Origin of the sequence: [Zimmermannella] alba NBRC 15616, assembly GCF_001570905.1 — a bacterium.
GTDB lineage: Bacteria > Actinomycetota > Actinomycetes > Actinomycetales > Microbacteriaceae > Pseudoclavibacter > Pseudoclavibacter albus.
Genome location: NZ_BCSO01000001.1, coordinates 217948 through 237675, shown reverse-complemented (window position 1 = coordinate 237675; position 19728 = coordinate 217948). Strand labels below are relative to the sequence as shown.

At 63.9% G+C, this 19728-nt stretch carries 22 protein-coding genes and 1 other RNA gene; 13 read left to right on the top strand and 10 right to left on the bottom strand.

The window, feature by feature from the left end:
- Nucleotides 1-7 precede the first annotated feature (7 nt).
- From ZAL01S_RS01140 to guaB1, 3 genes are all read right to left on the bottom strand, one after another.
- Nucleotides 8-1048, bottom strand: coding sequence for a hemolysin family protein (locus tag ZAL01S_RS01140; RefSeq protein WP_066078484.1), 1041 nt, complete (start codon nucleotides 1046-1048; stop codon nucleotides 8-10).
- Entirely contained in the window at nucleotides 1045-2415 is a 1371-nt protein-coding gene (locus ZAL01S_RS01135; protein ID WP_083522951.1) for a hemolysin family protein, read from the bottom strand. Before ZAL01S_RS01135 ends, ZAL01S_RS01140 begins: the two co-directional genes overlap by 4 nt.
- A 137-nt stretch (nucleotides 2416-2552) precedes the next feature.
- Nucleotides 2553-3992, bottom strand: coding sequence for a GMP reductase (guaB1, locus tag ZAL01S_RS01130; RefSeq protein WP_066078477.1), 1440 nt, complete (start codon nucleotides 3990-3992; stop codon nucleotides 2553-2555).
- A gap of 261 nt (nucleotides 3993-4253) precedes the next feature.
- Between guaB1 and ZAL01S_RS01125 the strand changes: the two genes are divergently transcribed.
- Nucleotides 4254-7937 (top strand): multifunctional oxoglutarate decarboxylase/oxoglutarate dehydrogenase thiamine pyrophosphate-binding subunit/dihydrolipoyllysine-residue succinyltransferase subunit, encoded by a 3684-nt coding sequence (locus tag ZAL01S_RS01125; RefSeq protein ID WP_066079295.1) that lies wholly within the window; start codon nucleotides 4254-4256, stop codon nucleotides 7935-7937.
- An 85-nt stretch (nucleotides 7938-8022) separates the two neighbouring features.
- Here the strand turns inward: ZAL01S_RS01125 and ZAL01S_RS01120 are convergent, their stop codons facing one another.
- Both ZAL01S_RS01120 and ZAL01S_RS01115 read right to left on the bottom strand, forming a co-directional pair.
- On the bottom strand, nucleotides 8023-8277 hold the full coding sequence (locus ZAL01S_RS01120; RefSeq protein ID WP_066078474.1) for a hypothetical protein: 255 nt from the start codon (nucleotides 8275-8277) through the stop codon (nucleotides 8023-8025).
- Nucleotides 8274-8888, bottom strand: coding sequence for a sigma-70 family RNA polymerase sigma factor (locus ZAL01S_RS01115; protein WP_066079292.1), 615 nt, complete (start codon nucleotides 8886-8888; stop codon nucleotides 8274-8276). Before ZAL01S_RS01115 ends, ZAL01S_RS01120 begins: the two co-directional genes overlap by 4 nt.
- Nucleotides 8889-9073: 185 nt before the next feature.
- Here ZAL01S_RS01115 and aroA point away from each other — a divergent pair, with 185 nt between their 5' ends.
- From aroA to ZAL01S_RS01060, 11 genes are all read left to right on the top strand, one after another.
- Nucleotides 9074-10417, top strand: a complete 1344-nt coding sequence (aroA, locus tag ZAL01S_RS01110) for a 3-phosphoshikimate 1-carboxyvinyltransferase (RefSeq protein ID WP_066078471.1) — start codon at nucleotides 9074-9076, stop codon at nucleotides 10415-10417.
- A complete protein-coding gene (rsgA, locus tag ZAL01S_RS01105; RefSeq protein WP_066078468.1) occupies nucleotides 10414-11466 on the top strand; it encodes a ribosome small subunit-dependent GTPase A in 1053 nt (350 codons plus the stop codon). Before aroA ends, rsgA begins: the two co-directional genes overlap by 4 nt.
- A 72-nt stretch (nucleotides 11467-11538) precedes the next feature.
- Entirely contained in the window at nucleotides 11539-12384 is an 846-nt protein-coding gene (locus ZAL01S_RS01100; RefSeq protein WP_066078465.1) for an inositol monophosphatase family protein, read from the top strand.
- Between the two features lie 212 nt (nucleotides 12385-12596).
- Nucleotides 12597-13190, top strand: a complete 594-nt coding sequence (locus tag ZAL01S_RS01095) for a septum formation family protein (RefSeq protein ID WP_066078462.1) — start codon at nucleotides 12597-12599, stop codon at nucleotides 13188-13190.
- A 96-nt stretch (nucleotides 13191-13286) separates the two neighbouring features.
- Nucleotides 13287-13775, top strand: a complete 489-nt coding sequence (locus ZAL01S_RS01090) for a septum formation family protein (protein ID WP_066078459.1) — start codon at nucleotides 13287-13289, stop codon at nucleotides 13773-13775.
- Nucleotides 13776-13829: 54 nt separating this feature from the next.
- Nucleotides 13830-14585 (top strand): tRNA threonylcarbamoyladenosine dehydratase, encoded by a 756-nt coding sequence (locus ZAL01S_RS01085; RefSeq protein ID WP_066078454.1) that lies wholly within the window; start codon nucleotides 13830-13832, stop codon nucleotides 14583-14585.
- Between the two features lie 5 nt (nucleotides 14586-14590).
- Nucleotides 14591-15430 carry a TatD family hydrolase gene (locus tag ZAL01S_RS01080; RefSeq protein ID WP_066078450.1) on the top strand — a complete coding sequence of 280 codons (840 nt, stop codon included), beginning with the start codon at nucleotides 14591-14593 and terminating at the stop codon, nucleotides 15428-15430.
- Nucleotides 15431-15485: 55 nt separating this feature from the next.
- Nucleotides 15486-15740 carry a type II toxin-antitoxin system Phd/YefM family antitoxin gene (locus ZAL01S_RS01075; protein ID WP_066078449.1) on the top strand — a complete coding sequence of 85 codons (255 nt, stop codon included), beginning with the start codon at nucleotides 15486-15488 and terminating at the stop codon, nucleotides 15738-15740.
- The gene (locus tag ZAL01S_RS01070) at nucleotides 15733-16143 is read left to right on the top strand and encodes a type II toxin-antitoxin system VapC family toxin (RefSeq protein ID WP_244875289.1); all 411 of its coding nucleotides are present in this window, start codon (nucleotides 15733-15735) and stop codon (nucleotides 16141-16143) included. The genes ZAL01S_RS01075 and ZAL01S_RS01070 overlap by 8 nt, the downstream gene beginning before the upstream one ends.
- Before the next feature lie 68 nt (nucleotides 16144-16211).
- Nucleotides 16212-16466 (top strand): type II toxin-antitoxin system Phd/YefM family antitoxin, encoded by a 255-nt coding sequence (locus tag ZAL01S_RS01065; protein WP_066078442.1) that lies wholly within the window; start codon nucleotides 16212-16214, stop codon nucleotides 16464-16466.
- A gap of 3 nt (nucleotides 16467-16469) precedes the next feature.
- Nucleotides 16470-16730, top strand: coding sequence for a Txe/YoeB family addiction module toxin (locus ZAL01S_RS01060; protein WP_066078438.1), 261 nt, complete (start codon nucleotides 16470-16472; stop codon nucleotides 16728-16730).
- A gap of 43 nt (nucleotides 16731-16773) precedes the next feature.
- Here the strand turns inward: ZAL01S_RS01060 and ZAL01S_RS01055 are convergent, their stop codons facing one another.
- Entirely contained in the window at nucleotides 16774-17583 is an 810-nt protein-coding gene (locus tag ZAL01S_RS01055; RefSeq protein WP_159421530.1) for a hypothetical protein, read from the bottom strand.
- Between the two features lie 341 nt (nucleotides 17584-17924).
- Nucleotides 17925-18146 carry an amphi-Trp domain-containing protein gene (locus ZAL01S_RS01050; protein WP_066078433.1) on the bottom strand — a complete coding sequence of 74 codons (222 nt, stop codon included), beginning with the start codon at nucleotides 18144-18146 and terminating at the stop codon, nucleotides 17925-17927.
- Nucleotides 18147-18280: 134 nt separating this feature from the next.
- On the opposite strand from ZAL01S_RS01050, the gene ZAL01S_RS01045 reads away from it, so the two are divergent.
- A complete protein-coding gene (locus tag ZAL01S_RS01045) occupies nucleotides 18281-18514 on the top strand; it encodes a helix-turn-helix transcriptional regulator (RefSeq protein WP_066078430.1) in 234 nt (77 codons plus the stop codon).
- Between the two features lie 61 nt (nucleotides 18515-18575).
- On the opposite strand, the gene ZAL01S_RS01040 is transcribed toward ZAL01S_RS01045, so the two are convergent.
- From ZAL01S_RS01040 to ssrA, 3 genes are all read right to left on the bottom strand, one after another.
- On the bottom strand, nucleotides 18576-18866 hold the full coding sequence (locus tag ZAL01S_RS01040; protein WP_066078426.1) for a type II toxin-antitoxin system RelE/ParE family toxin: 291 nt from the start codon (nucleotides 18864-18866) through the stop codon (nucleotides 18576-18578).
- An 8-nt stretch (nucleotides 18867-18874) separates the two neighbouring features.
- Nucleotides 18875-19138, bottom strand: a complete 264-nt coding sequence (locus ZAL01S_RS01035) for a type II toxin-antitoxin system RelB/DinJ family antitoxin (protein ID WP_066078421.1) — start codon at nucleotides 19136-19138, stop codon at nucleotides 18875-18877.
- A 211-nt stretch (nucleotides 19139-19349) separates the two neighbouring features.
- Nucleotides 19350-19719: a transfer-messenger RNA gene (gene ssrA / locus ZAL01S_RS01030) on the bottom strand.
- Nucleotides 19720-19728 lie beyond the last annotated feature (9 nt).

The window sequence follows — 19728 nt, the reverse complement described above, 5'->3', positions numbered from 1 at the left end:
CCGTCAGCTACCGGCGACGCGTGGCGTCGCGCACCTCGCCGACGAGCTCTTCGATGATGTCCTCGAGGAAGAGCACGCTCGTGGGGGCACCGCTTCGGTCACGCACGAGCGCAACGTGGTTGCCGGTGCGACGCATCGACGCGAGCGCATCCTCGAGCTCGGTCGAATCGAGCATCGTGCGCAGCTGACGAATCCGCTTCGCTGGGACCGGCGAATGGAACTTCCGAGGCGTGTCGAGGTCGATGATGTCCTTCACGTGCACGTAGCCGGAGAGCTCCCCCGACTGGTCCGTGACGAGGTAGCGCGAGTAGCCGTACTGGCCAAGGGCCCGCTGGATGTCCACCGGCGCCGCATCGTGGCGCACGCTCACGATCCGGTCAATCGGCACCGCAACTTCACCGACGCGCTTTGCCGTGAACTCGAAGGCGTTCGCGAGCGTGCCGCTCGGGTCATCGAGCACGCCCTCACGCTTCGACTGCTCAACGATGCCCGCCACTTCGTCGAAGGTGAAGGCACTCGTGGCTTCATTCTTCGGCGTCACCCCGAACATCCGCAGCACCACATTCGCGACACCGTTCAAGAGCGCAACGATCGGGCCAAAAAGCTTCGAGAAGAACACGAGCGGCGGAGCGAGCAGCAGCACCGCACCGTCGGGCACCGAGAAGGATATGTTCTTCGGCACCATCTCGCCGAACACGACATGAAGGTACGAGACGAGCACGAGCGTGATCGCGAAGGCGACACCACCCACGAGCTCGCGCGGGATGCCGGTGAGCCCGAGCGGCCCCTCCAGAAGGTGATGAATCGCAGGCTCGGAGACGTTGAGGATGAGGAGCGAGCAGATCGTGATGCCCAGCTGGCAGGTGGCGAGCATCGCAGTCGCGTGCTCCATCGCGTAGAGCGCCTGCTGTGCCGCCTTGCTGCCCGCTTCGGCGCGCGGTTCGATCTGCGAGCGGCGCGCCGAGATGACGGCGAATTCCGCCGCGACAAAGAACGCGTTGCCCGCAAGGAGCAGCACAAGCCAGAGGATGCCAAGCCAGTCGTTCATCGCTCGCCCTCCCCCTGCTCGTGTTCAATCCGGCGCGCTTCCATGTCGCGCTCAACTTCCGTGCGCGGCACGTAGCGCTCGTTCGGGAGGAAGCGGACGCGGTCGACACGGCGGCCATCCATCCGCTCGACGTTGAGGATGCCCTCGTCGATCGTCACCGCGTTGCCAACCTCCGGCACGCGGCCGAGCTGGAACATGAGGAAGCCAGCCAACGTTTCGTACGGGCCTTCATCGTCGATCGTGAGGTTTAACTGTTCGTGGAGTTCGTCGGGGCGAAGCAGCGCGTCAAAGACGTAGCTGCCCTTGCCCTCCACGACGCTGGATCGGCTGCGGTCGTGTTCGTCGACGAGTTCGCCAACGATTTCTTCGACGAGGTCTTCGAGGGTGGTAACGCCAGCCGTCCCGCCGTATTCGTCGAGCACGACCGCCATCTGAAAGCCGCCGCTGCGAAGGTCGCTGAGCAGCTGGTCGAGGGGCACCGTCTCCGGCACGATGAACGCTTCTTCGCGGATCGCGCCGACCGGGACGACATCTCGGCGTTCCAGCGGCACGGCCATCGCGTCCTTGAGGTGCGCGATGCCTTCGATCTCGTCGATGTCCTCCCCCGTGACCGGGAATCGGGAGTGCCCCGTGGCACGGGCGAGACGGAGGAGTTCGTTGATGGTGGCGCCCGAACTGATCGCCTGAACGCGGCCGCGCGGCGTCATGACATCTGCCGCAGTGTGATCGGAAAAGCGCAGGGTGCGGGCGAGGAGCACGGCACGCTCAGACTCGAGGACGCCCTCCATTGCGGAGCGCTTCACGAGGCTCGAGAGTTCTTCCGCCGTGCGTGCGCCCGAGAGCTCTTCCTGCGGTTCGATACCCATTGCCCGAAGCATCGCGTTCGCGGAGCCGTTGAGGGCCCAGACGGCCGGCTTCAAACACCAGGTGAAAGCAATCTGCAGCGGCGCGACAGCCTTCGCCGCGGCGAGCGGAACCGAGAGCGCAAAGTTCTTCGGGATGAGTTCACCGACGAGCATCGAGAGGAGCGTCGCGATGACCATCGCAACGGTTGCGCCGACGCCCCGCTGGAGTACCTGCGGCACGCCCATGAGGGTGAGGAGCGACTCGAGGAGCTTTGAGATCGCGGGCTCCATGGTGAAACCAGTCAGCAGCGTCGTGAGCGTAATCCCCAACTGAGCACTCGACAGGTGCGTCGCGGTGCGTTTGAGTGCGTTGATGACCGAACCAAGGCCCTGCTCCCCGCGCTTTGCACGGGATTCGAGCTCGTTGCGATCGAGGTTAACGAGTGAGAACTCACTCGCCACGAAAATGCCGGTGCCGAAGGTGAGCAGCACGCCGATGCCGAGCATCAACCATTCGTTCATCGAATGGGATCCTCAAACGTGGCCGGGGAGGGGGCGTCGTCGTGGAGGCCCCCGCTGGGACTATGCGCGTCGTCCATGATTGCCGTTGAGTATACGGTGCCCGCGTGTCAGAAGCTGGGCACGCATCCTACGTTCCGCTACCAGCTGACGGGGAGCGCCTTGCCCTCTTCGTAGCCGGCGGCTGACTGGATGCCCACCTTTGCGCGGATGCGGAAATCGGCGAGATTCTTTGCGCCCGCGTACGTGCAGGAGGAACGAACACCTGTCGTGATCATGTCGAGGAGGTCTTCGACGCTCGGACGCGCCGGGTCGATGAGGATGCGGGACGAGGAGATGCCTTCCGCGAAGAGCTTCTTGCGCGCGAGCTCGTACGGGTCGAGCCCGCCGAAGCGTCCCTCGACGGCCTTCGTGGAGGCCATCCCAAAGCTCTCCTTGAACCAGCGACCCTCATCATCCACGCGGACCGTGCCGGGAGCTTCAACTGTGCCCGCAAACCAGGAGCCGATCATGACGGCGCTCGCCCCGGCGGCGAGCGCGAGCGCGACATCGCGCGGGTAGCGCACGCCGCCGTCAGCCCAGACGACCGCGCCGAGGGAGCTGGCGACATCAGCGCACTCGAGCACCGCCGAGAACTGCGGGCGGCCGACGGCGGTCATCATGCGGGTGGTGCACATGGCGCCTGGGCCGACGCCGACCTTGATGATCGAGGCGCCGGCGTTTGCGAGGTCGCGTGCGCCGGAGCCAGAGACGACATTGCCCGCGACGACCGGGAGCTCGATGCCTGCGGCACGTACGGCTTCGATGGCGCGGAGCATCTGGCCCTGGTGACCGTGGGCCGTGTCGAGGACGAGCACGTCAACGCCCGCGTCCACGAGGAGCTTGGCACGCTCGGCGACGCCCTTGCTCACGCCGATCGCAGCGGAGGCGAGCAGTCGCCCTTCGGCGTCGACGGCGGGCGGGGTGATCGTGGCGCGGAGGGCGCTCGTGCGGGAGATCGTGCCGAGGATACGCTCGCCGTCGCTGACCGCAGCAAAGTCGGCCTCGTGCTCGACGAGGAGATCAAAGGCGCCTCGTGCGTCGCGAATCTCGTCAACCTGCAGGGTGACGGGGCCTGCGTGGAGAAGGTCGCCGAGCTTCGCATCCGGGGCAACCGTTTCCAGCCGCTGCGCTTCGAGTACGCCAAGCTGTTCCCCTTCGTCATCCACAACGAGGATTCCGTGGCCTGCCACCGGCGGCACGACTTCACGCGCCTTGGCTGCCGTCATCGAGGCTTCGAATTCGAAGGTGCGGTCAATGAGCAGATCGCTCGACTTCACCCAGGCGATCGCTTCGAGCATCGCCTCGTCGCTCATGTCCTGTGGGAGGACCGCGAGTCCGCCGCGGCGGGCAAGATGCGCGGCGAGGCGCGGACCCGTGACGGCGTTCATGTTCGAGGCGACGATCGGGATCGTCATCCCGGTGCCATCGTGCGTCGCAAGGTCAACGCCGAGGCGCGAACCGACCTCCGAGCGGCTCGGGATGAGGAACACATCCGAGTAGGTGAGGTCGTATTGCGGGGCCGGTCCGTAGAACTCCATGCTTCCCACCATAGGTGGGCTGTGTGACCGAGAAATGACCTGATTTTCGGCCCGTTTGTGCTCCCATCAGCGGGATTCCTCCGAGGGCGAAAAAGCTAACGCCGTTCATTACTCAGACGTGCCAGATTCACTCTGTTCATGCCGGTAGGCTTGCCCGTCGGAGAGGGCGGCGCACACCTGCGACGCCCGCACGCGGACTCAGAAGTAAGGCGGCGATTCGAAGTGCCGAACGCGAACACGACGCACGGATCCGAGGACCCGATGGCCGATTTTGGTGCCAACGACTGGCTCGTTGAGGAGATGTACGAGAAGTACGTCACCGACAAGAACTCTGTGGACAAGGCCTGGTGGCCGACGCTCGAGCAGTACGCGGCGCGACAGAGCGCCCCGGCTCCGGCTGCTGCAACGACGCAGCAGGCCTCCTCGAGCCCGGCCCCGACGTCCACGAAGGAGGCCCCGAAGGCCCCGGCTCCTGCCCCGGCAGCGAAGGCTGGCGAGCGCAAGCAGGCAAAGACGACGGCGGTTGCCCCGAAAGCTCCCCCGATCCCGGCTGATGCACCGGCCGAGGCGAAGGCCAAGGCTCCCGCGAAGGAAGCCGAGAAGACGGTGCTCAAGGGCATGGCGAAGGCCATCGCCAAGAACATGGACATCTCAATTGAGGTGCCGACCGCGACGAGCTACCGCGACATTCCCGCGAAGCTCATGATCGACAACCGCATCGTCATCAACAACCACCTGCGTCGTACGCGCGGTGGCAAGGTGTCGTTCACGCACATCATCGGTTGGGCGCTCATCAAGGCGCTCATCAAGTTCCCAAGCCAGAACGTCTACTACGACGAGAACGATGGCAAGCCCGCCGTCGTCACACCGGCGCACGTCAACCTCGGTATCGCGATCGACGTCCCGAAGCCGGATGGCACGCGTGCGCTCGTCGTCCCGAGCATCAAGCAGGCCGAGGAAATGAACTTCCGCGAGTACCTGCAGGCCTACGAAGACCTCATCAAGCGTGGCCGCCAGAACAAGCTCACGGGTGAGGACTACGCGGGGACGACGATCTCGCTCACGAACCCGGGCGGTATCGGTACCGCGCAGTCGGTTCCGCGCCTCATGAAGGGCCAGGGTGCGATCATCGGCGCCGGTGCCCTCGCCTACCCGGCCGCGTTCCAAGGCATGTCACAGCAGGCACTCGACGACCTGGGCATCTCGAAGCAGATCACGCTCTCCTCCACCTACGACCACCGCGTCATCCAGGGTGCGGGATCGGGCGAGTTCCTGAAGATCGTGCACGAGCACCTCATCGGTCAGCACGACTTCTACGAAGAAATCTTCGCGGCGCTGCGCATTCCGTACAAGCCGGTCGTCTGGTCGCAGGATGTTCACGTCGACACGGCCGCAGCGCTCAACAAGACGGCGCGCGTCCACCAGATCATCAACATGTACCGCGTGCGCGGCCACATGATGGCGGACATCGACCCACTCGAGTACCGCCAGCGCACCCACCCGGACCTCGAGATCGAGACGCACGGCCTCACCTTCTGGGACCTCGAGCGCGAGTTCGTGACGGCAGGCTTCGGTGGCCAGCAGCGCATGATGAAGCTGCGCGATATTCTCGGCATTCTGCGCGACACGTACTGCCGCACCATCGGCATCGAGTACATGCACATTCAGGATCCGGAGCAGCGTCGCTGGTTCCAGGATCAGCTCGAACACCCGTACAAGAAGCCGACGCATGAGGAGCAGATGCGCATCCTCAACAAGCTCAACGAGGCTGAGGCGTTCGAGACCTTCCTGCAAACGAAGTACGTTGGTCAGAAGCGCTTCTCGCTCGAGGGCTCGGAGTCGGTGATTGCGCTCCTCGACACGATCATTCAGGGCGCTGCCGAGGACGACATGGCATCGGTTGCCATCGCGATGGCGCACCGTGGTCGCCTCAACGTCCTCACGAACATTGCTGGCAAGACCTACGGTCAGATCTTCCGCGAGTTCGAGGGTGTGACCCGCAAGGGCCAGGGCTCGGGCGACGTGAAGTACCACCTCGGCATCGAGGGCGAGTTCACGGCGGCATCCGGCAAGAAGATGCCGATCTACCTCGCCGCGAACCCCTCGCACCTTGAGGCTGTGAACGGTGTCCTCGAGGGCATCGTGCGCGGCAAGCTTGACCGTGACGGCGAGCAGCACGAGCACAACATCCTGCCGGTCCTCATCCACGGTGACGCCGCGATGAGCGGACAGGGCATCGTGTACGAGGTCATGCAAATGTCGCAGCTGCGCGCCTACCGCACCGGCGGCACTGTGCACATCAACATCAACAACCAGATCGGCTTCACCACGTCCCCGCAGGACGGTCGTTCCTCGATGTACTCGACGGATGTCGCGAAGTCCATCCAGGCGCCGATCTTCCACGTGAACGGCGACGACCCGGAGGCTGTGGCCCACGTTGCCGAGCTCGCCTTCGCGTACCGCCAGCGCTTCCACCGCGACGTCGTCATCGACCTCATCTCGTACCGCCGACGCGGCCATAACGAGGGTGACGACCCGTCGATGACGCAGCCGCTCATGTACAACCTCATTGAGGCAAAGCGTTCGGTGCGCAAGCTCTACACCGAAGCGCTCGTGGGTCGTGGCGACATCACGCAGGAGGAGTTCGACCAGGCACAGCGCGACTTCCAGGACCGCCTCGAGCGCGCCTTCGCGGAAACGCACGAAGCGCAGACCGAGTCGAACCCGATCTCGGCGAAGGAACTTGCAGCGGTCGGCTCAGGTGAGGGCGACGAGATCGTACTGCCCGATTCGACGGCCATCTCGCAGGGCACGATCGACACCATCGGTGAGGCACATGACAACCTTCCGGAAGGCTTCACCGTGCATTCCAAGCTCAAGCGGGTGCTGCAGAAGCGCGTCGAAATGTCGCAGAAGGGCGACATCGACTGGGCCTACGGTGAGTTGCTCGCCTTCGGTTCGCTCCTCATGGAGGGCATCCCGGTGCGCCTGTCCGGTCAGGATGCTCGCCGCGGCACCTTCACGCAGCGTCACGCTGTCTTCCACGACCGTGTCAACGACCAGAACTGGCTGCCGCTGTCGAACCTCTCGGATGAGCAGGCTCGCTTCTCGATCTACGACTCGCTGCTCTCGGAGTACGCGGTGCTCGGTTTCGAGTACGGCTACTCGGTCGAGCGCCCCGACTCGCTCGTGTGCTGGGAAGCCCAGTTTGGTGACTTCGCGAATGGCGCGCAGACGGTGATCGACGAGTTCATCGCCTCGAGCCAGCAGAAGTGGAACCAGCGCTCGGGCGTCGTGCTCCTGCTCCCCCACGGCTACGAAGGCCAGGGCCCGGACCACTCCTCGGCGCGCATCGAGCGTTTCCTTACGCTTGCGGCGGAAGAGAACATGACGATCGCGCAGCCGTCGACGCCCGCGTCGTACTTCCACCTGCTCCGTCGCCAGGCGTATGTGCGCCCGCGTCGTCCGCTCATCCTCTTCACGCCGAAGTCGATGCTGCGTCTCAAGGGTGCGGTCTCGCAGCTTGAAGACTTCACCTCGGGCGGATTCAAGCCGGTGCTCGATGACCAGCGCATCCAGGACAAGAACGCGGTGCGTCGCGTCGTCATCCACTCGGGCAAGCTCCACTACGAGATCAAGCAGCGACTCGAGAAGCTCGAGGACACCTCGATCGCGCTCGTTCGCCTCGAGCAGTACTACCCGCTGCCGGCCGACGAGCTTCAGCAGGTGCTCGACAGCTACCCGAACGCCGAGTTCGTGTTCGCGCAGGACGAGCCGATGAACCAGGGCGCATGGCCGTTCCTGCAGGCGCACCTGAGTGAACTCCTTGGCGAGCGCAAGGTCCGCGGCATTGGCCGCCCGGCTGCCTCGGCTCCTTCGGTCGGCACGATGAAGGCGCACCAGGCGCAGGCTGCCGAGCTCGTCGACCAGATCCTCGGCAAGTAAGACGCCTACAGGGAAGGGGCGTGACCGAATCGGTCACGCCCCTTCCCCGTCTTGTGGTCAGACTGAGCTGGTGGCTGATCGTTGCCTAGCAGTCGCCGCCCGAGCCACACGGGGTCACCCGGATGGCGGCAAGCACGCGTGCACGCACCTCGCTCGGTGCCGCTTCCTGGCAGCATTCGCGGACGCGATCAACGAGTCGTTCGGAAACCTCAAGTTCGCCGAAGCATTCCGGGCAGCAGGCAAGGCGGCGACGGATCTCGTCGCGGCGTTCCTCACAGCATTCACGCTGCAGGTATTCCTCGATCTCGCGCTGCGCGTCGCCGCACGAACAACCGGTCATGTCTTGTCCTCCTTCACCGATGCGGTCTGCGCTGCCTGGGAGAGGTGCGCAAGCCGCTCTCGAAGAATCTTTCGCCCGCGGTGCAGACGACTCATCACCGTGCCCTGCGGGGTGCCCATGATGTCCGCGATCTCGCGGTACGGGAAGCCTTCAACATCCGCGAGATACACGGCGAGACGGAAATCTTCCGGGAGGTCCTGGAGCGCCTGCTTCACCGCGCTATCCGGCATCCGGTCAATCGCCTCGGCCTCTGCGGAGCGGGTCGACTGCGAACTCGTCCGCGACTCGGCGCCGCCAAGCTGCCAGTCTTCGAGCTCGCCGAGGGCGTTCTCGAACGGCTGCCGCTGCTGCTTCCGGTAGCCGTTGATGTAGGTGTTCGTGAGGATGCGGTAGAGCCACGCCTTGAGATTCGTCCCGGGCGTGAAGGAGCGGAACGAGGCGAAGGCCTTCACGAAGGTTTCCTGCACGAGGTCTTCAGCGTCGGCTGGTTTCCGCGTCATCCGCATGGCGGCGCCGTAAAGCTGGTCGAGGTACGGGAGGGCATCACGTTCAAAGCGGGCGCGCAGCTCTGCGTCGCTTTCGCTCGCGACCTCAACCGTGGACGGCTTCATTGCCGCGTCAGCATTGGAATCTGCTGTGCGGAGGTCGTCCAGGGATTCATGCACGTCGTGAGCCATTGATGCCAATCGTAGGTGTCGAGGCTGTGCCGCGGCTCGTGGCGCGGATCGTTCCAGCGTGGCAAGCATGGTGCCGTCCTTTCCGTCGCGCCGGTTCATCGGGGTACTCTCAATAACCGATGGCGCACACTTCGTATTCCCCCGACCGGCCCTGGCCTGCCCCGACTGCGCAGGCTCCGCTTGACGCCGTTGTCGAGGTGCCTGGATCGAAGTCCCTCGCGAATCGTGAGCTCGTGCTTGCCGCCATCGCCGATGCCCCCGGCGTCATCCGCAAGCCACTCATTGCTCGAGACACGGCGCTCTGCGAGGCCGCACTCGTGGCGCTCGGTGCCGAGATTGTGCACGCCGAGGGCCAGCTGCATGTCGCGCCAGCTTCCCTCGGCGAGATGACGGGCGAGGTCTCGATCGACTGCGGTCTCGCTGGCACCGTGATGCGCTTCCTGCCGCCACTTGCCGCACTCACCAAGGCGCGGGTTCGCTTTGACGGCGACGAGGCTGCGCGTCTGCGTCCAATGGCTGCGGTGCTTGATGCGCTCGAGGTGCTCGGCGTCACGATTGAGCGCGAGAACGGGGATGCTCTCCCCTTCACTGTGGTCGGCCGTGGCGAGGTCGCTGGCGGTGCGCTCACGATTGACGCGTCGAAGTCGAGCCAGTTCGTTTCAGCGCTTCTGCTCGCTGCGCCCCTGTTCACGGACGGGCTCACGCTCCGACACGAGGGCGCCGAGTTGCCGAGCCTCCCCCACATTGAGATGACACTCGCGTGTCTACGGGCACGCGGAGTCAACGCCCAGGCGACCGGCACGGCAAGCTGGCCCGTGGAGCCGGGCTCGATTGGGGCGCGCGAGCTCACGCTCGAGCCCGACCTCTCGAATGCGGAGCCGTTCCTCATCGCCGCAATCATCGCTGGCGGCCTTGTCTCGATCCCGTCCTGGCCCGCCACGACGGCGCAGGTGGGTGCCCAGCTCGCTCATCTCCTCCCCCGCTTTGGCGCCGTGTGCTCACTCGATCAGCACGGTGTCTTCCGCTGCGACGGCGGGGACGGCATCCTCTCGGGTGCCCGCCCCGACGGCGTGGAGCTCGACCTCTCTGAGGCGGGCGAGCTCGCACCGAACCTTGCAGTGCTCTGCGCACTCTGCAGCACTCCGTCCATCCTTCGCGGCATCGGCCACTTGCGCGGCCACGAAACTGACCGCCTCGCAGCCCTCGCCACCGAGCTCACGAAGATTGGCGCGAGTGTCGAGGTCCTCGACGATGGCCTGCGGATCACGCCGGGTGAGCCGCCGAGCGGCACCACGCACTGGCACAGCTACGCCGACCACCGTATGGCCACGAGCGGCGCGCTCCTCGGGCTCGCCATCCCTGGCATCCGGGTGGATGACATCGCCTGCACAAGTAAGACGATGCCCGAGTTCCCGACCCTGTGGGCTGGCATGCTCTCGCGCAAGGCGGAGGTTGCCGAATGAGCTGGCGCAGCACGGACGCGTACGACGCGTACGGCGATTGGGATGAAGACGCTGTCCGCGTTCGCCCGAACCCGAAAGCGAACCGTCCCCGCACAAAGGACCGCCCAAGCCACGATGACGCCGAAGATGGCCGAGTCCTCACCGTCGATCGCGGCCGCTTTACCGTCTTGGTCGACGAGGACGGCGCCGACGAACGCGTCGTGACCGCTTCCCGTGCCCGCGAGCTCGGCAAGCAGGCAATCGTCACGGGCGACATTGTGCGACTCGTTGGCGACACCTCCGGTGCGGAAGGCTCCCTCGCCCGCGTGGTCGGTATTCGCGACCGTTCGACGCTCCTTCGCCGAAGCGCCGATGACTCCGACCAGTTCGAGCGCGTGATCGTCGCGAACGCCGACCGGCTCTTCATCGTGGCCGCGACCATGAACCCGGAGCCGCGCCCGCGCCTCATCGACCGCACGATTGTCGCCGCGCTCGATGCGGGCATCGAGCCCGCGCTCATCCTCACGAAGACCGACCTCAAGCCCGCCGACGAACTGCGCGCGCTCGTGGATCCGCTCGGGATTCGCGTCTTTGAATCGACCCTCGAACGCCCGCCCCGAGACATCCTGGTGCCGGAGCTCCTCGGGCACGTGAGCGTCCTCGTCGGGCATTCCGGCGTCGGCAAGTCCACCCTCGTGAACGCGCTCGTGCCGGATGCTGGCCGTGAGACCGGCCACGTCAACGAGGTGACTGGCCGCGGTCGCCACACCTCGAGTTCGTCGTTCGCGCTCCGCGTGCGCGAGGGTGATGCGAGCGGCTGGATCATCGACACCCCAGGCGTGCGCAGCTTCGGCCTCGGCCACGTCGATCCGGCGTCCATCGTGACCGGCTTCCCCGACCTCGCCAATACCGTCTCCGAATGTCCTCGCGGTTGCACGCACCGGGCCGATGCGCCGGACTGCGAGCTCGATGAAGCCCTCCGCGAGGGCACCCTTGGCGAGGCCAGCCGCGCACGCGTAGAATCCCTCCGCCGCCTTCTCGATTCGGCACGCGGCGGCGAACGCGGCTAGGGGCACGCCCGAGCTTCGTCGAACCCGGCTCGTCGCCCGGAATCTCGGGCGAGTCTTCGATACGCTCGACTCGTGGCCACAGAACTTTTGCACCCCATCTCCTCCGATCTGCGGCTTGCTCGTGAGCTTGCTGACCTCGCCGATCGGGTGTCGATGGAGCATTTCCAGTCGCGCAACCTCGGCATCTACGTGAAGGAAGACCGTACACCGGTCACGGATGCCGACCGCGCGGTCGAGGCAGCGATCCGCGAGCGTCTGGCCCAAGCCCGCCCCTCCGACTCGTTCTTTGGCGAAGAGTCCGGCCGAAGCGGTGAAAGCCGCCGCCAGTGGATCATCGACCCGATTGACGGCACCGCGAACTTCATGCGCGGCATCCCCGTGTGGGCCACGCTCATCTCGCTCGTCGTCGACGGCCACCCAGAAGTTGGTGTGGTGTCGGCGCCGGGCCTCAATCGCCGCTGGTGGGGCGCAACCGGCCACGGCGCGTACATGGACGACGACCTCTCCGACTCGAACACCGCAACCGACCGCCGGATCGAGGTGTCGGGCGTTGACGTGCTCGAGAACGCCTCCATCAGCTACAACTCCCTCAAGGGATGGGATGAAGCGGGCCGCCTCGCCGAGCTCGTGAGCCTTGAGCGCGAGGTTTGGCGTACCCGCGCCTACGGCGAGTTCTGGTCGTACATGCTTGTCTCTGAGGGAGCGCTGGAAGCGGCCGGCGAGTTCGACCTGCAGCCCTATGACATGGCGGCCATCGTGCCGATCATCGCCGAGGCGGGCGGCCGCTTCACGAGCGTTGACGGCGAGGAAGGCCCGTGGCACGGATCGGCACTCGCCACGAACGGCATTCTCCATGAAGACTTCTTGGCAGCGCTTCGCCCCGGTGGCGGTGCTGCGGACTTCATCGAGCAGGCCTAAGAGACGGCCGGTTCACCCGCGTCGTCGCGGGTCGATGTAACCAAGGTGTTGCAAAGGTCATCCCAAGGTTTTACCGCCACACGGTCGTGCGGTATTACGCGTCAGTTGACGGGATGAACATTGCTCAGACGACTCGTGACGGTTCGAGCGGTTGACTACCATAGAGCCCGAGCTCGTGCATTCAGCATCGAGAGAATTCAAGGGAGTCAAGCATGAACACCACGCGCGTTTCACGTTTTGCTGGCGCCGTCCTCGTTGCTGGCATGGTGACGGCCAGCCTCACCGGCTGCTCGCTGATGGAGCTTGTTGCTGGCGGTGGCAAGGGCGGCACGACGCCGACCGCCGAGACGACAACCGCCGAGACGACGACCGCCGAGGGTACCTCGAGCACCAAGCCCACCGAGTCGACGAAGCCGACCGAGACGAGCAGCGCTTCGGACGACAAGGGCACCGAGACGAGCATCTGGGACATCAAGCCGGGTGACTGCTTCTCATACGACTCGACCGGCACTAAGATCGACAAGGTCACGCTGTTCAAGAGCTGCGACTCAAAGCACCAGTACGAAGCCTTCCACTCGGCAAACATGACCGGTGACAAGACCTACCCAGGCGACTACGCGGTCAAGGACTTCGCCGAGAAGGAGTGCGGCAAGAAGTTCGACTCGTGGGTGAACGACTCGGGTGACTTCAGCTACAACTACATTGGCCCGAGCCAGGACTCGTGGGAGAAGAACGACGACCGTGAGGTCCTCTGCGTCGCAGAGTCGCGCTTCTCTTCGGAAACGACCGGTTCGGCTGCCAAGTAGCAGCCCCGGACATCACTTCGCAACTTCGCACGCGTGCGGCATCGCTTTCTGGCGCTGCCGCACGCGTGTTGTGTCTTCCGTAGAATCTGGCGTGTGATGTCTCGGTCCGGCCTCTGCTTGCGCGCCTGTGGCGCGGCTGCGCTGACGGTCGCGGCAGCGCTGAGCCTGTCGGGATGTGCGGGCGGTGACCCGCAACCGTTTACGCTCGCAGTCACTGAGCTCGAGTCAGGCCAATGCTTTGACCTCGCGGCAGACGAAGCATTTGCCCTCGTCAAGCCGGATTGCTCGTGGCAGCACGATCATGAAGTCTTCGCGATGAAGGAGCTTGATGGCGCGAGTTTCCCGGGTGATGACGCGGTGACGGATGCGGCGAATGACTTCTGCACGACGGAGTACATCGCACGAGCTGCGGCTTCGCCGAGCGAGAACGACCGCTACAGCATCGAGTTCTTCGGGCCGAGCGCGAAGGGCTGGGCCGAAGGTGACCGGGCCGTGCTGTGCTCGATGGTGTCGGCGAGTGGCCAGCCCTCGACCGGGAGCGCCTTCGCTGGCCTCGGCGGGGCCGCTGCATCCCCGACCCCGTAGCCTAAGTCGTATTGATTCTTCCGGGCAATGTCCCGTGTGATGCCAGGAGTCCTTATGCCGAGTGAACGTCTTGCCCGCCTGCGCCTCTTGCTTGGTGACGATGGATTGACCGCTCTCGAGCGCTCGACGGTGCTCGTGCTCGGGCTGGGCGGTGTGGGTTCGGCCTGTGCTGCGGCTCTCGCCCGTGGCGGCGTCGGCACCCTCGTCGTGCTCGACGGGGACACGGTGGACGAGAGCAACATTAACCGCCAGACGATTGCTTTCGTGTCGACGATCGGTCGCCCCAAGGCGGACCTCATGCGCGAGATGATCGCGGACATCAATCCGGATGCTCGCGTGGTGGCATCGCAGCAATTCCTCACGCGCGAGAACGTTGCGGAGGTGCTCGATGCGCTCCCCCGTCCCGACTATGTCATCGACTGCATCGATACCGTCTCGCAAAAGCTCGCCGTCTATGAGTGGTGCGCGGAGCGGGGCTTGCCCCTTCTCGCGTCGATGGGTGCGGCGAACAAGCTCGACCCGACGAAGTTGAAGTTCGCGGACATCCGCGACACGTCGTTCTGCCCGCTCTCGCAGGTCATCCGTCGCGAATGCCGCGTGCGTGGGCTCACGGGGCTCGAAGTGCTCTTCACTGACGAGAGACCGTTCAAGGTGGAGCACACGGGCGCCCGCACCAAGGGCGAGACGCTTGGTTCGATGAGCTATATGCCGCCGATCATGGGACAGATGCTTGCGGGGCTCGCGATTCGGCGTCTCACCGGCATGGAGGCGATGCCGAAGCCACCGGTGCTTCGTCCGAGGATGGCGTAGCGCCGATGCTTCTCGACTCGCACTACCACTTCGACTTCTTGCAGGGCACCGAGCTGCGGCGCGCGTTCCTGCGGGAGATCGCGGCGCGGGAGGTGCGGATCGTGGCGCAGACGCTCACCCCGTCGTCCTTCGTTGAGCTCGTGAGGAGCGCGGACGAGCTCGCGATGGATGACGTCCCCCTCCCCGACTGGTCGCTCGGATTCCATCCGTGGCGCATTGCGTCTCGCGAGCAGGCGGAGGCTGAGCTACAGGTGTTTGCGGCGGCGGTCGAGTCTACGCGCTTCATTGGCGAGATTGGCCTTGACTTCGTACCCAAGCGGCTCGAGCAGGCGCCCCGCGAGCTGCAGCTGTGGGTGCTTCGCCGCGTGCTCGAGCTTGTCGTGGATGCTGCCGCGTCGACCTCACGTGACGAGCCGTACGTGCTCTCTCTTCACGCGGTCCGCTCAGCCGGTGCGGTCGTTGAACTGTTGGAGGAGCTTCGTGTGTGCGAGGCGAATGTCGTCCCGGTATTCCACCGTTTTACCGGCACGAGCGACGAGTTGACGGCACTCATCCGGCTTGGCGGCTCGATTTCGGTGCACCCGCAAATGTTCGAGACGAAGCGTGGCCGGCACTACGTGCAGCAGGTGCCCGCGGAGCGGCTGCTCCTCGAAAGCGACCTCCCGGTCGGGCCAGTGTATGTGGATGCCGACGCGGAACTTTCGGAAACTGCAGCAGCAGCCGCACAAGAGCTCGCTGATGCCCTGTCTTCCACGCTCGACACGCTCACCGCGCTTTGCGGCGACACCGTTGCCGCTGATGTGGCGACCACGAGCCAACGGCTGTATGCCGTCTCACCCTGCTGACGCCTGCACGGGATTCACCCGAACCAGCCGTAGCACTGGTTGCTACACTGCGCGTATGACCGAGACGATCAGCCAACGCGAATTGCGCAATGACAGTGCGCGGATTCTGCGTGCCGTCGACGCTGGCGAATCCTTTGTCATTACGAGGCACGACCACCCTGTCGGCGAGCTCATCCCTCTTCACCGCGCACGCCTCGTCGACCTCACCACGATCAAGCAAACGTTCCTGGGCTCGCCCCTCATCGATCGCGTGGAGTTCTTCCGCGACGTCGATGACATCATCGATCAGGACACCGAACCCCGTGGCTGACGTCACCACCTCAGCCGCGCTGCTTGACACCTCGGCAGTTATCGACCTGCCAGTTCTCCTCGAGCGCGAGGAACTGCCCAGCTCACTGGGGATTTCGACCATCACGCTGGCCGAGCTCGCAGCAGGCCCAGCCGCCGCAAAGGATCCGATCGAGCGGTCGCGCCGCCAAGACCGGCTTCAACGCGTCGAGGCAACCTTCGAGCCAATCCCCTTTACTGCCGCTGCTGCGCGCGCATACGGCCGTGTGTACGCGGCGACACTTGCTCAAGGCCGACACCCGCGACGCAGATTTGCTGATCTCCTCATCGCATCGGTTGCGTGTGCAGAAGGCCTTCCGCTCATCACGAGAAATCCGGACGACTTTGTCGGTCTGGGTGAGCTGATCCACGTCTTAGGAATGTGAGCGCAGCGTCGAGACCAATGAACGACTCATGCCATCAGGCGTACACTTTCCTGTACAGGAGGTGCGTGATGAAGACTATGAGCTACACGGAGTCACGGGCGAACTATGCCCAGGTACTCGATGACGTCGTGAACAACCGCGAGGAAACGATCATCACGCGTGCGGGTCACGAGCCTGTCGTCATCGTGTCACTCGAAGAGTACGAATCGCTTCGCGAGACGGCCTACCTGCTGCGCTCCCCTATGAATGCGCGCCGCCTCCTCGATTCAATCGAGCGACTCGAGCGAGGCGAAGGGGCACCGCACGAGCTGCTTGAGGGCTAGCGCATGCAACTTGCATGGGACGAGTCTGCGTGGGAGGACTATCTCTGGTGGCAGACTCAGGACCGAAAAGTGCTCAAGCGCATCAACGCTCTGATTCGCGATATTGATCGGAACGGTAACGAGGGACTCGGGAAACCAGAGCCCCTGAAACACGGACTATCCGGTTATTGGTCCCGCAGGATCACGGATGAGCACCGTCTCGTCCACAAGATTGTCAATGGCGAGATCCGCATCGCGAGCTGCAGATACCACTACGGGCAGTGAGGCGGGCACCCCGTCGTCTCAGGGATCTGTTATACCGAGAGAGTTAAGCAAGGAAGGCGATCGAGTCGGGGGTCGTGTGGTCACTTGACTCACGCCATGCCTCGGCTCGCGTGTAGACGATACTGAACGGCAAGCCAGGCTCTGTGGCACTGAACCATACAAGGACTGGCCCACGGCTACCAAACGTGCACGACTCGGGCAGTCGCGAGAAATCAGGGACTCCCGTGCAACAAATTTCCGTTTGAGCGAACACCCGAGCACCCCGTTCATCAAGGCTCAGGTTGAACCGCTGCGAAATATCGTCAATCTGCCCGTTCATGCACACGAGCGAACTCGGAATTGAAGACTCATGCGCAAGGTCTTGCACCGGCACAGTGACATTCATCACGTGTTGCGCTCCTCGGCGCCCCCAGTCGCCTTGGTGTCGCATGGCGAGTTTGAGTAACTCAAATCCATCCTCGACGTTGGTGTCCTGTTGCAACTCAGCAAACCACGCCAAGACGTGTTCGCCTCCACAATCGCTGACTTCCAGAGATGCACGCGTGACCCGCACATCCCCCGCTTCGAGAACAGGTAACAATCCAAGATCAACGCCTTTCTTGAATTGACCGTCATATCCGGTGAATGAGGTCTCGGCGGGATGAAGATGCCGCGACCAGTTCAGTTTCCCCGTGTCGATAGTGACTCTCACGTTGATCGGGACCTCGCCAGCTGGTGTGCACGTGATGACGGCGAGGCGTTGAAACAGGCCTCCTACTGGCTGGTCGAGGTCCTCGTTGGCGACGATTTCAAATCCGAGCCGGTCAAGTTCACAAGCTGCTGCGAGCAACGTCGTCGGGTCAAAAGCCGCCACTCCCCGCACTGTAGTTAGCGGGACGGGCGCCTGCTGCGCCGTGAATTGAACCGTCACCTCGCACCTAGTCTTCTTCTGAATGATCTGAAACCAAGCCGCTGCTTGTGCCGCCCTTCTCTTCGCGCGACAGCTTCGTCCAACGTCAGGGAAAATGCTATCCGCCGCCCTGCACCACATCTAGACAAACCTTCGTCGAGACAACCGAATTGATGGCGCTCGCCAAGGCGATTTCGAAGGATTATTCCGGGTGCCTCAGGGGCGCGCACCTCTGCGCGAGAGTGAATGTCTTCGTGCAGATTCACCGCTCAGCAACAAAGCGCATCCCGTCTAATGCCAGAGCCTCACCAGCTGATGCTCATCTCCAACTCGGACTCATCGCCCAGCTCGAGTTCAACTTCGAGCTCCACGCGGTCAGGGACCTGCGCGACCACTGGACGGCCTTCGACGTCGACGCGCACCTCGTTGTGACGCGACAGCTGGTCGGCGATCTCCCGAAGCCGCTGAGCGGCCTGCTCACGCGTCATCGTCTGCTCGGTCTCGTGTTCAAACAGTTCATCAGCCATGGCGTCATTCCAGCACACGCAGGTGTCACGCCACCGGCCTGGCAGTGAACGAGATCACGGGCTCGACCCGCTACCCAGCGTTCCCACAGTCATGATTCTGCGGTAACCGAACCACCCTGGAGGTCAAAACAACGATGATCCGATACCTCAACACCACCGAAGTCGCAGCCCGCATCGGTGTCACTCGTGCAACGGTTTCCAAGTACACACTGCCCGAACCGGATGCCATGATCGGGCCGATGCGGGGCTGGCTGCCCGAGACGATCGATGCCTGGCACGCAGGGCGCCCCGGTTCAGGCCGCTGGAGCGGTAGCGATCGTGGCCGTCCGAACCGCAGCAACACTGTTTCAGAAACAGATCCGGCGTAGGGGCTGGCGTGCCACACTGAGGTCGCCCTCCGGGACATGGAGGCCTGCGGGCCTCCACCGATCAGCCAAAGATGTCGTCGTGTGAGCCCGTACGCAGAAAGATGGCGAGATCCTCGACAACCTGCCACACGTACAGCCAGTCCCCCGCGGTTGCGACATGGCATTCCCGCGCGTTGCGCCATGCACCCTTGAGCTCGTGCATGCGATGACGCTGCCGGAGTACCTGCATGGACCGTCCGTCGTTGGCGACGACCAAGCCAATGACCTCTTTCAGAGGTGCGGCGTCGACATGTTTCTTCTTGAGCCGTTTGATGTCACGCTCGAATTTGGAGGTGAACTCGGGTTGCAGCATGTCGGAATTCAGATGTCGAGCACCTCGAACATCTCATCGGCGTTGGCGAAGCGGGAAGTGCCCCGCTCAGCAATGTGCTCCGCTTCGTGGAGTGCCTCGATCGACTCGCGGTTTGGCTCCCGATACCTGAGGTTCAGGGGAATCCGGTTCTCACGCACGATTTGACGGTAGAAAGCTCGCGTTACCGACGACAGGTCAAAGCCGAGATCTTCCGCGATCTGCGCGGCACGTTCCTTCGTTGACTCATCAACTCGAACCGTCACGGATGCCATGACTACCACCTCCGTAAGACACGGTACGCCCAGCGTCTTACACATGCACCTTCCCAGCAGCGACTACTCATGCCCAGGACACTCAAGACCACCTCTCGTCGCGTGGCGCTTCACGAAAAAGTGTGGCCAAAATGTGGTCAAAACCGCGTTGAGGCCAAAGCGTAAGGCCCCGACTTCCCAGTGTTTTACTGGGGATTCGGGGCCTTGTGGCTGGTGGAGATGGGGGGAATTGAACCCCCGTCCACTGCTGTGAGCCTGCGGCTTCTCCGGGTGCAGTCTGCCGAAGCGTTCTCCTCGGCCCCAACCATTCGGGCAGACACGTTGGTTGACAGGCCCAGCCTCAGAAAGAGTCCCCCGTCACCCTGAGACGCAGTGACGGAGCAAGCTCCCTAGATGACGCCAGGGTCCGGGTCGGAAGCACTCCCGGTCTGACGGACTATCGGGCTCGCTTAAGCAGCGAGGGCGAAGTCGGTGCGCTTAGCATTGGCACCTATAGTTTGCGAGGGGCGTTTACGAGATAACCCCGCGTCCTCGACCCGCTTCACGCAGAGTCGCAAGCAATGTCGAAACCGATCATCCCCTTGGACTCG

Excerpts from the sequence above, each read along its gene's own strand:
- ZAL01S_RS01140 (WP_066078484.1), bottom strand. The coding sequence starts at position 1,048 with ATGAACGACTGGCTTGGCATCCTCTGGCTTGTGCTGCTCCTTGCGGGC.
- ZAL01S_RS01135 (WP_083522951.1), bottom strand. The coding sequence starts at position 2,415 with ATGAACGAATGGTTGATGCTCGGCATCGGCGTGCTGCTCACCTTCGGC.
- guaB1 (WP_066078477.1), bottom strand. The coding sequence starts at position 3,992 with ATGGAGTTCTACGGACCGGCCCCGCAATACGACCTCACCTACTCGGAT.
- ZAL01S_RS01125 (WP_066079295.1), top strand. The coding sequence starts at position 4,254 with ATGGCCGATTTTGGTGCCAACGACTGGCTCGTTGAGGAGATGTACGAG.
- ZAL01S_RS01120 (WP_066078474.1), bottom strand. The coding sequence starts at position 8,277 with ATGACCGGTTGTTCGTGCGGCGACGCGCAGCGCGAGATCGAGGAATAC.
- ZAL01S_RS01115 (WP_066079292.1), bottom strand. The coding sequence starts at position 8,888 with ATGAAGCCGTCCACGGTTGAGGTCGCGAGCGAAAGCGACGCAGAGCTG.
- aroA (WP_066078471.1), top strand. The coding sequence starts at position 9,074 with ATGGCGCACACTTCGTATTCCCCCGACCGGCCCTGGCCTGCCCCGACT.
- rsgA (WP_066078468.1), top strand. The coding sequence starts at position 10,414 with ATGAGCTGGCGCAGCACGGACGCGTACGACGCGTACGGCGATTGGGAT.
- ZAL01S_RS01095 (WP_066078462.1), top strand. The coding sequence starts at position 12,597 with ATGAACACCACGCGCGTTTCACGTTTTGCTGGCGCCGTCCTCGTTGCT.
- ZAL01S_RS01090 (WP_066078459.1), top strand. The coding sequence starts at position 13,287 with ATGTCTCGGTCCGGCCTCTGCTTGCGCGCCTGTGGCGCGGCTGCGCTG.
- ZAL01S_RS01085 (WP_066078454.1), top strand. The coding sequence starts at position 13,830 with ATGCCGAGTGAACGTCTTGCCCGCCTGCGCCTCTTGCTTGGTGACGAT.
- ZAL01S_RS01080 (WP_066078450.1), top strand. The coding sequence starts at position 14,591 with ATGCTTCTCGACTCGCACTACCACTTCGACTTCTTGCAGGGCACCGAG.
- ZAL01S_RS01075 (WP_066078449.1), top strand. The coding sequence starts at position 15,486 with ATGACCGAGACGATCAGCCAACGCGAATTGCGCAATGACAGTGCGCGG.
- ZAL01S_RS01065 (WP_066078442.1), top strand. The coding sequence starts at position 16,212 with ATGAAGACTATGAGCTACACGGAGTCACGGGCGAACTATGCCCAGGTA.
- ZAL01S_RS01060 (WP_066078438.1), top strand. The coding sequence starts at position 16,470 with ATGCAACTTGCATGGGACGAGTCTGCGTGGGAGGACTATCTCTGGTGG.
- ZAL01S_RS01050 (WP_066078433.1), bottom strand. The coding sequence starts at position 18,146 with ATGGCTGATGAACTGTTTGAACACGAGACCGAGCAGACGATGACGCGT.
- ZAL01S_RS01045 (WP_066078430.1), top strand. The coding sequence starts at position 18,281 with ATGATCCGATACCTCAACACCACCGAAGTCGCAGCCCGCATCGGTGTC.
- ZAL01S_RS01040 (WP_066078426.1), bottom strand. The coding sequence starts at position 18,866 with ATGCTGCAACCCGAGTTCACCTCCAAATTCGAGCGTGACATCAAACGG.
- ZAL01S_RS01035 (WP_066078421.1), bottom strand. The coding sequence starts at position 19,138 with ATGGCATCCGTGACGGTTCGAGTTGATGAGTCAACGAAGGAACGTGCC.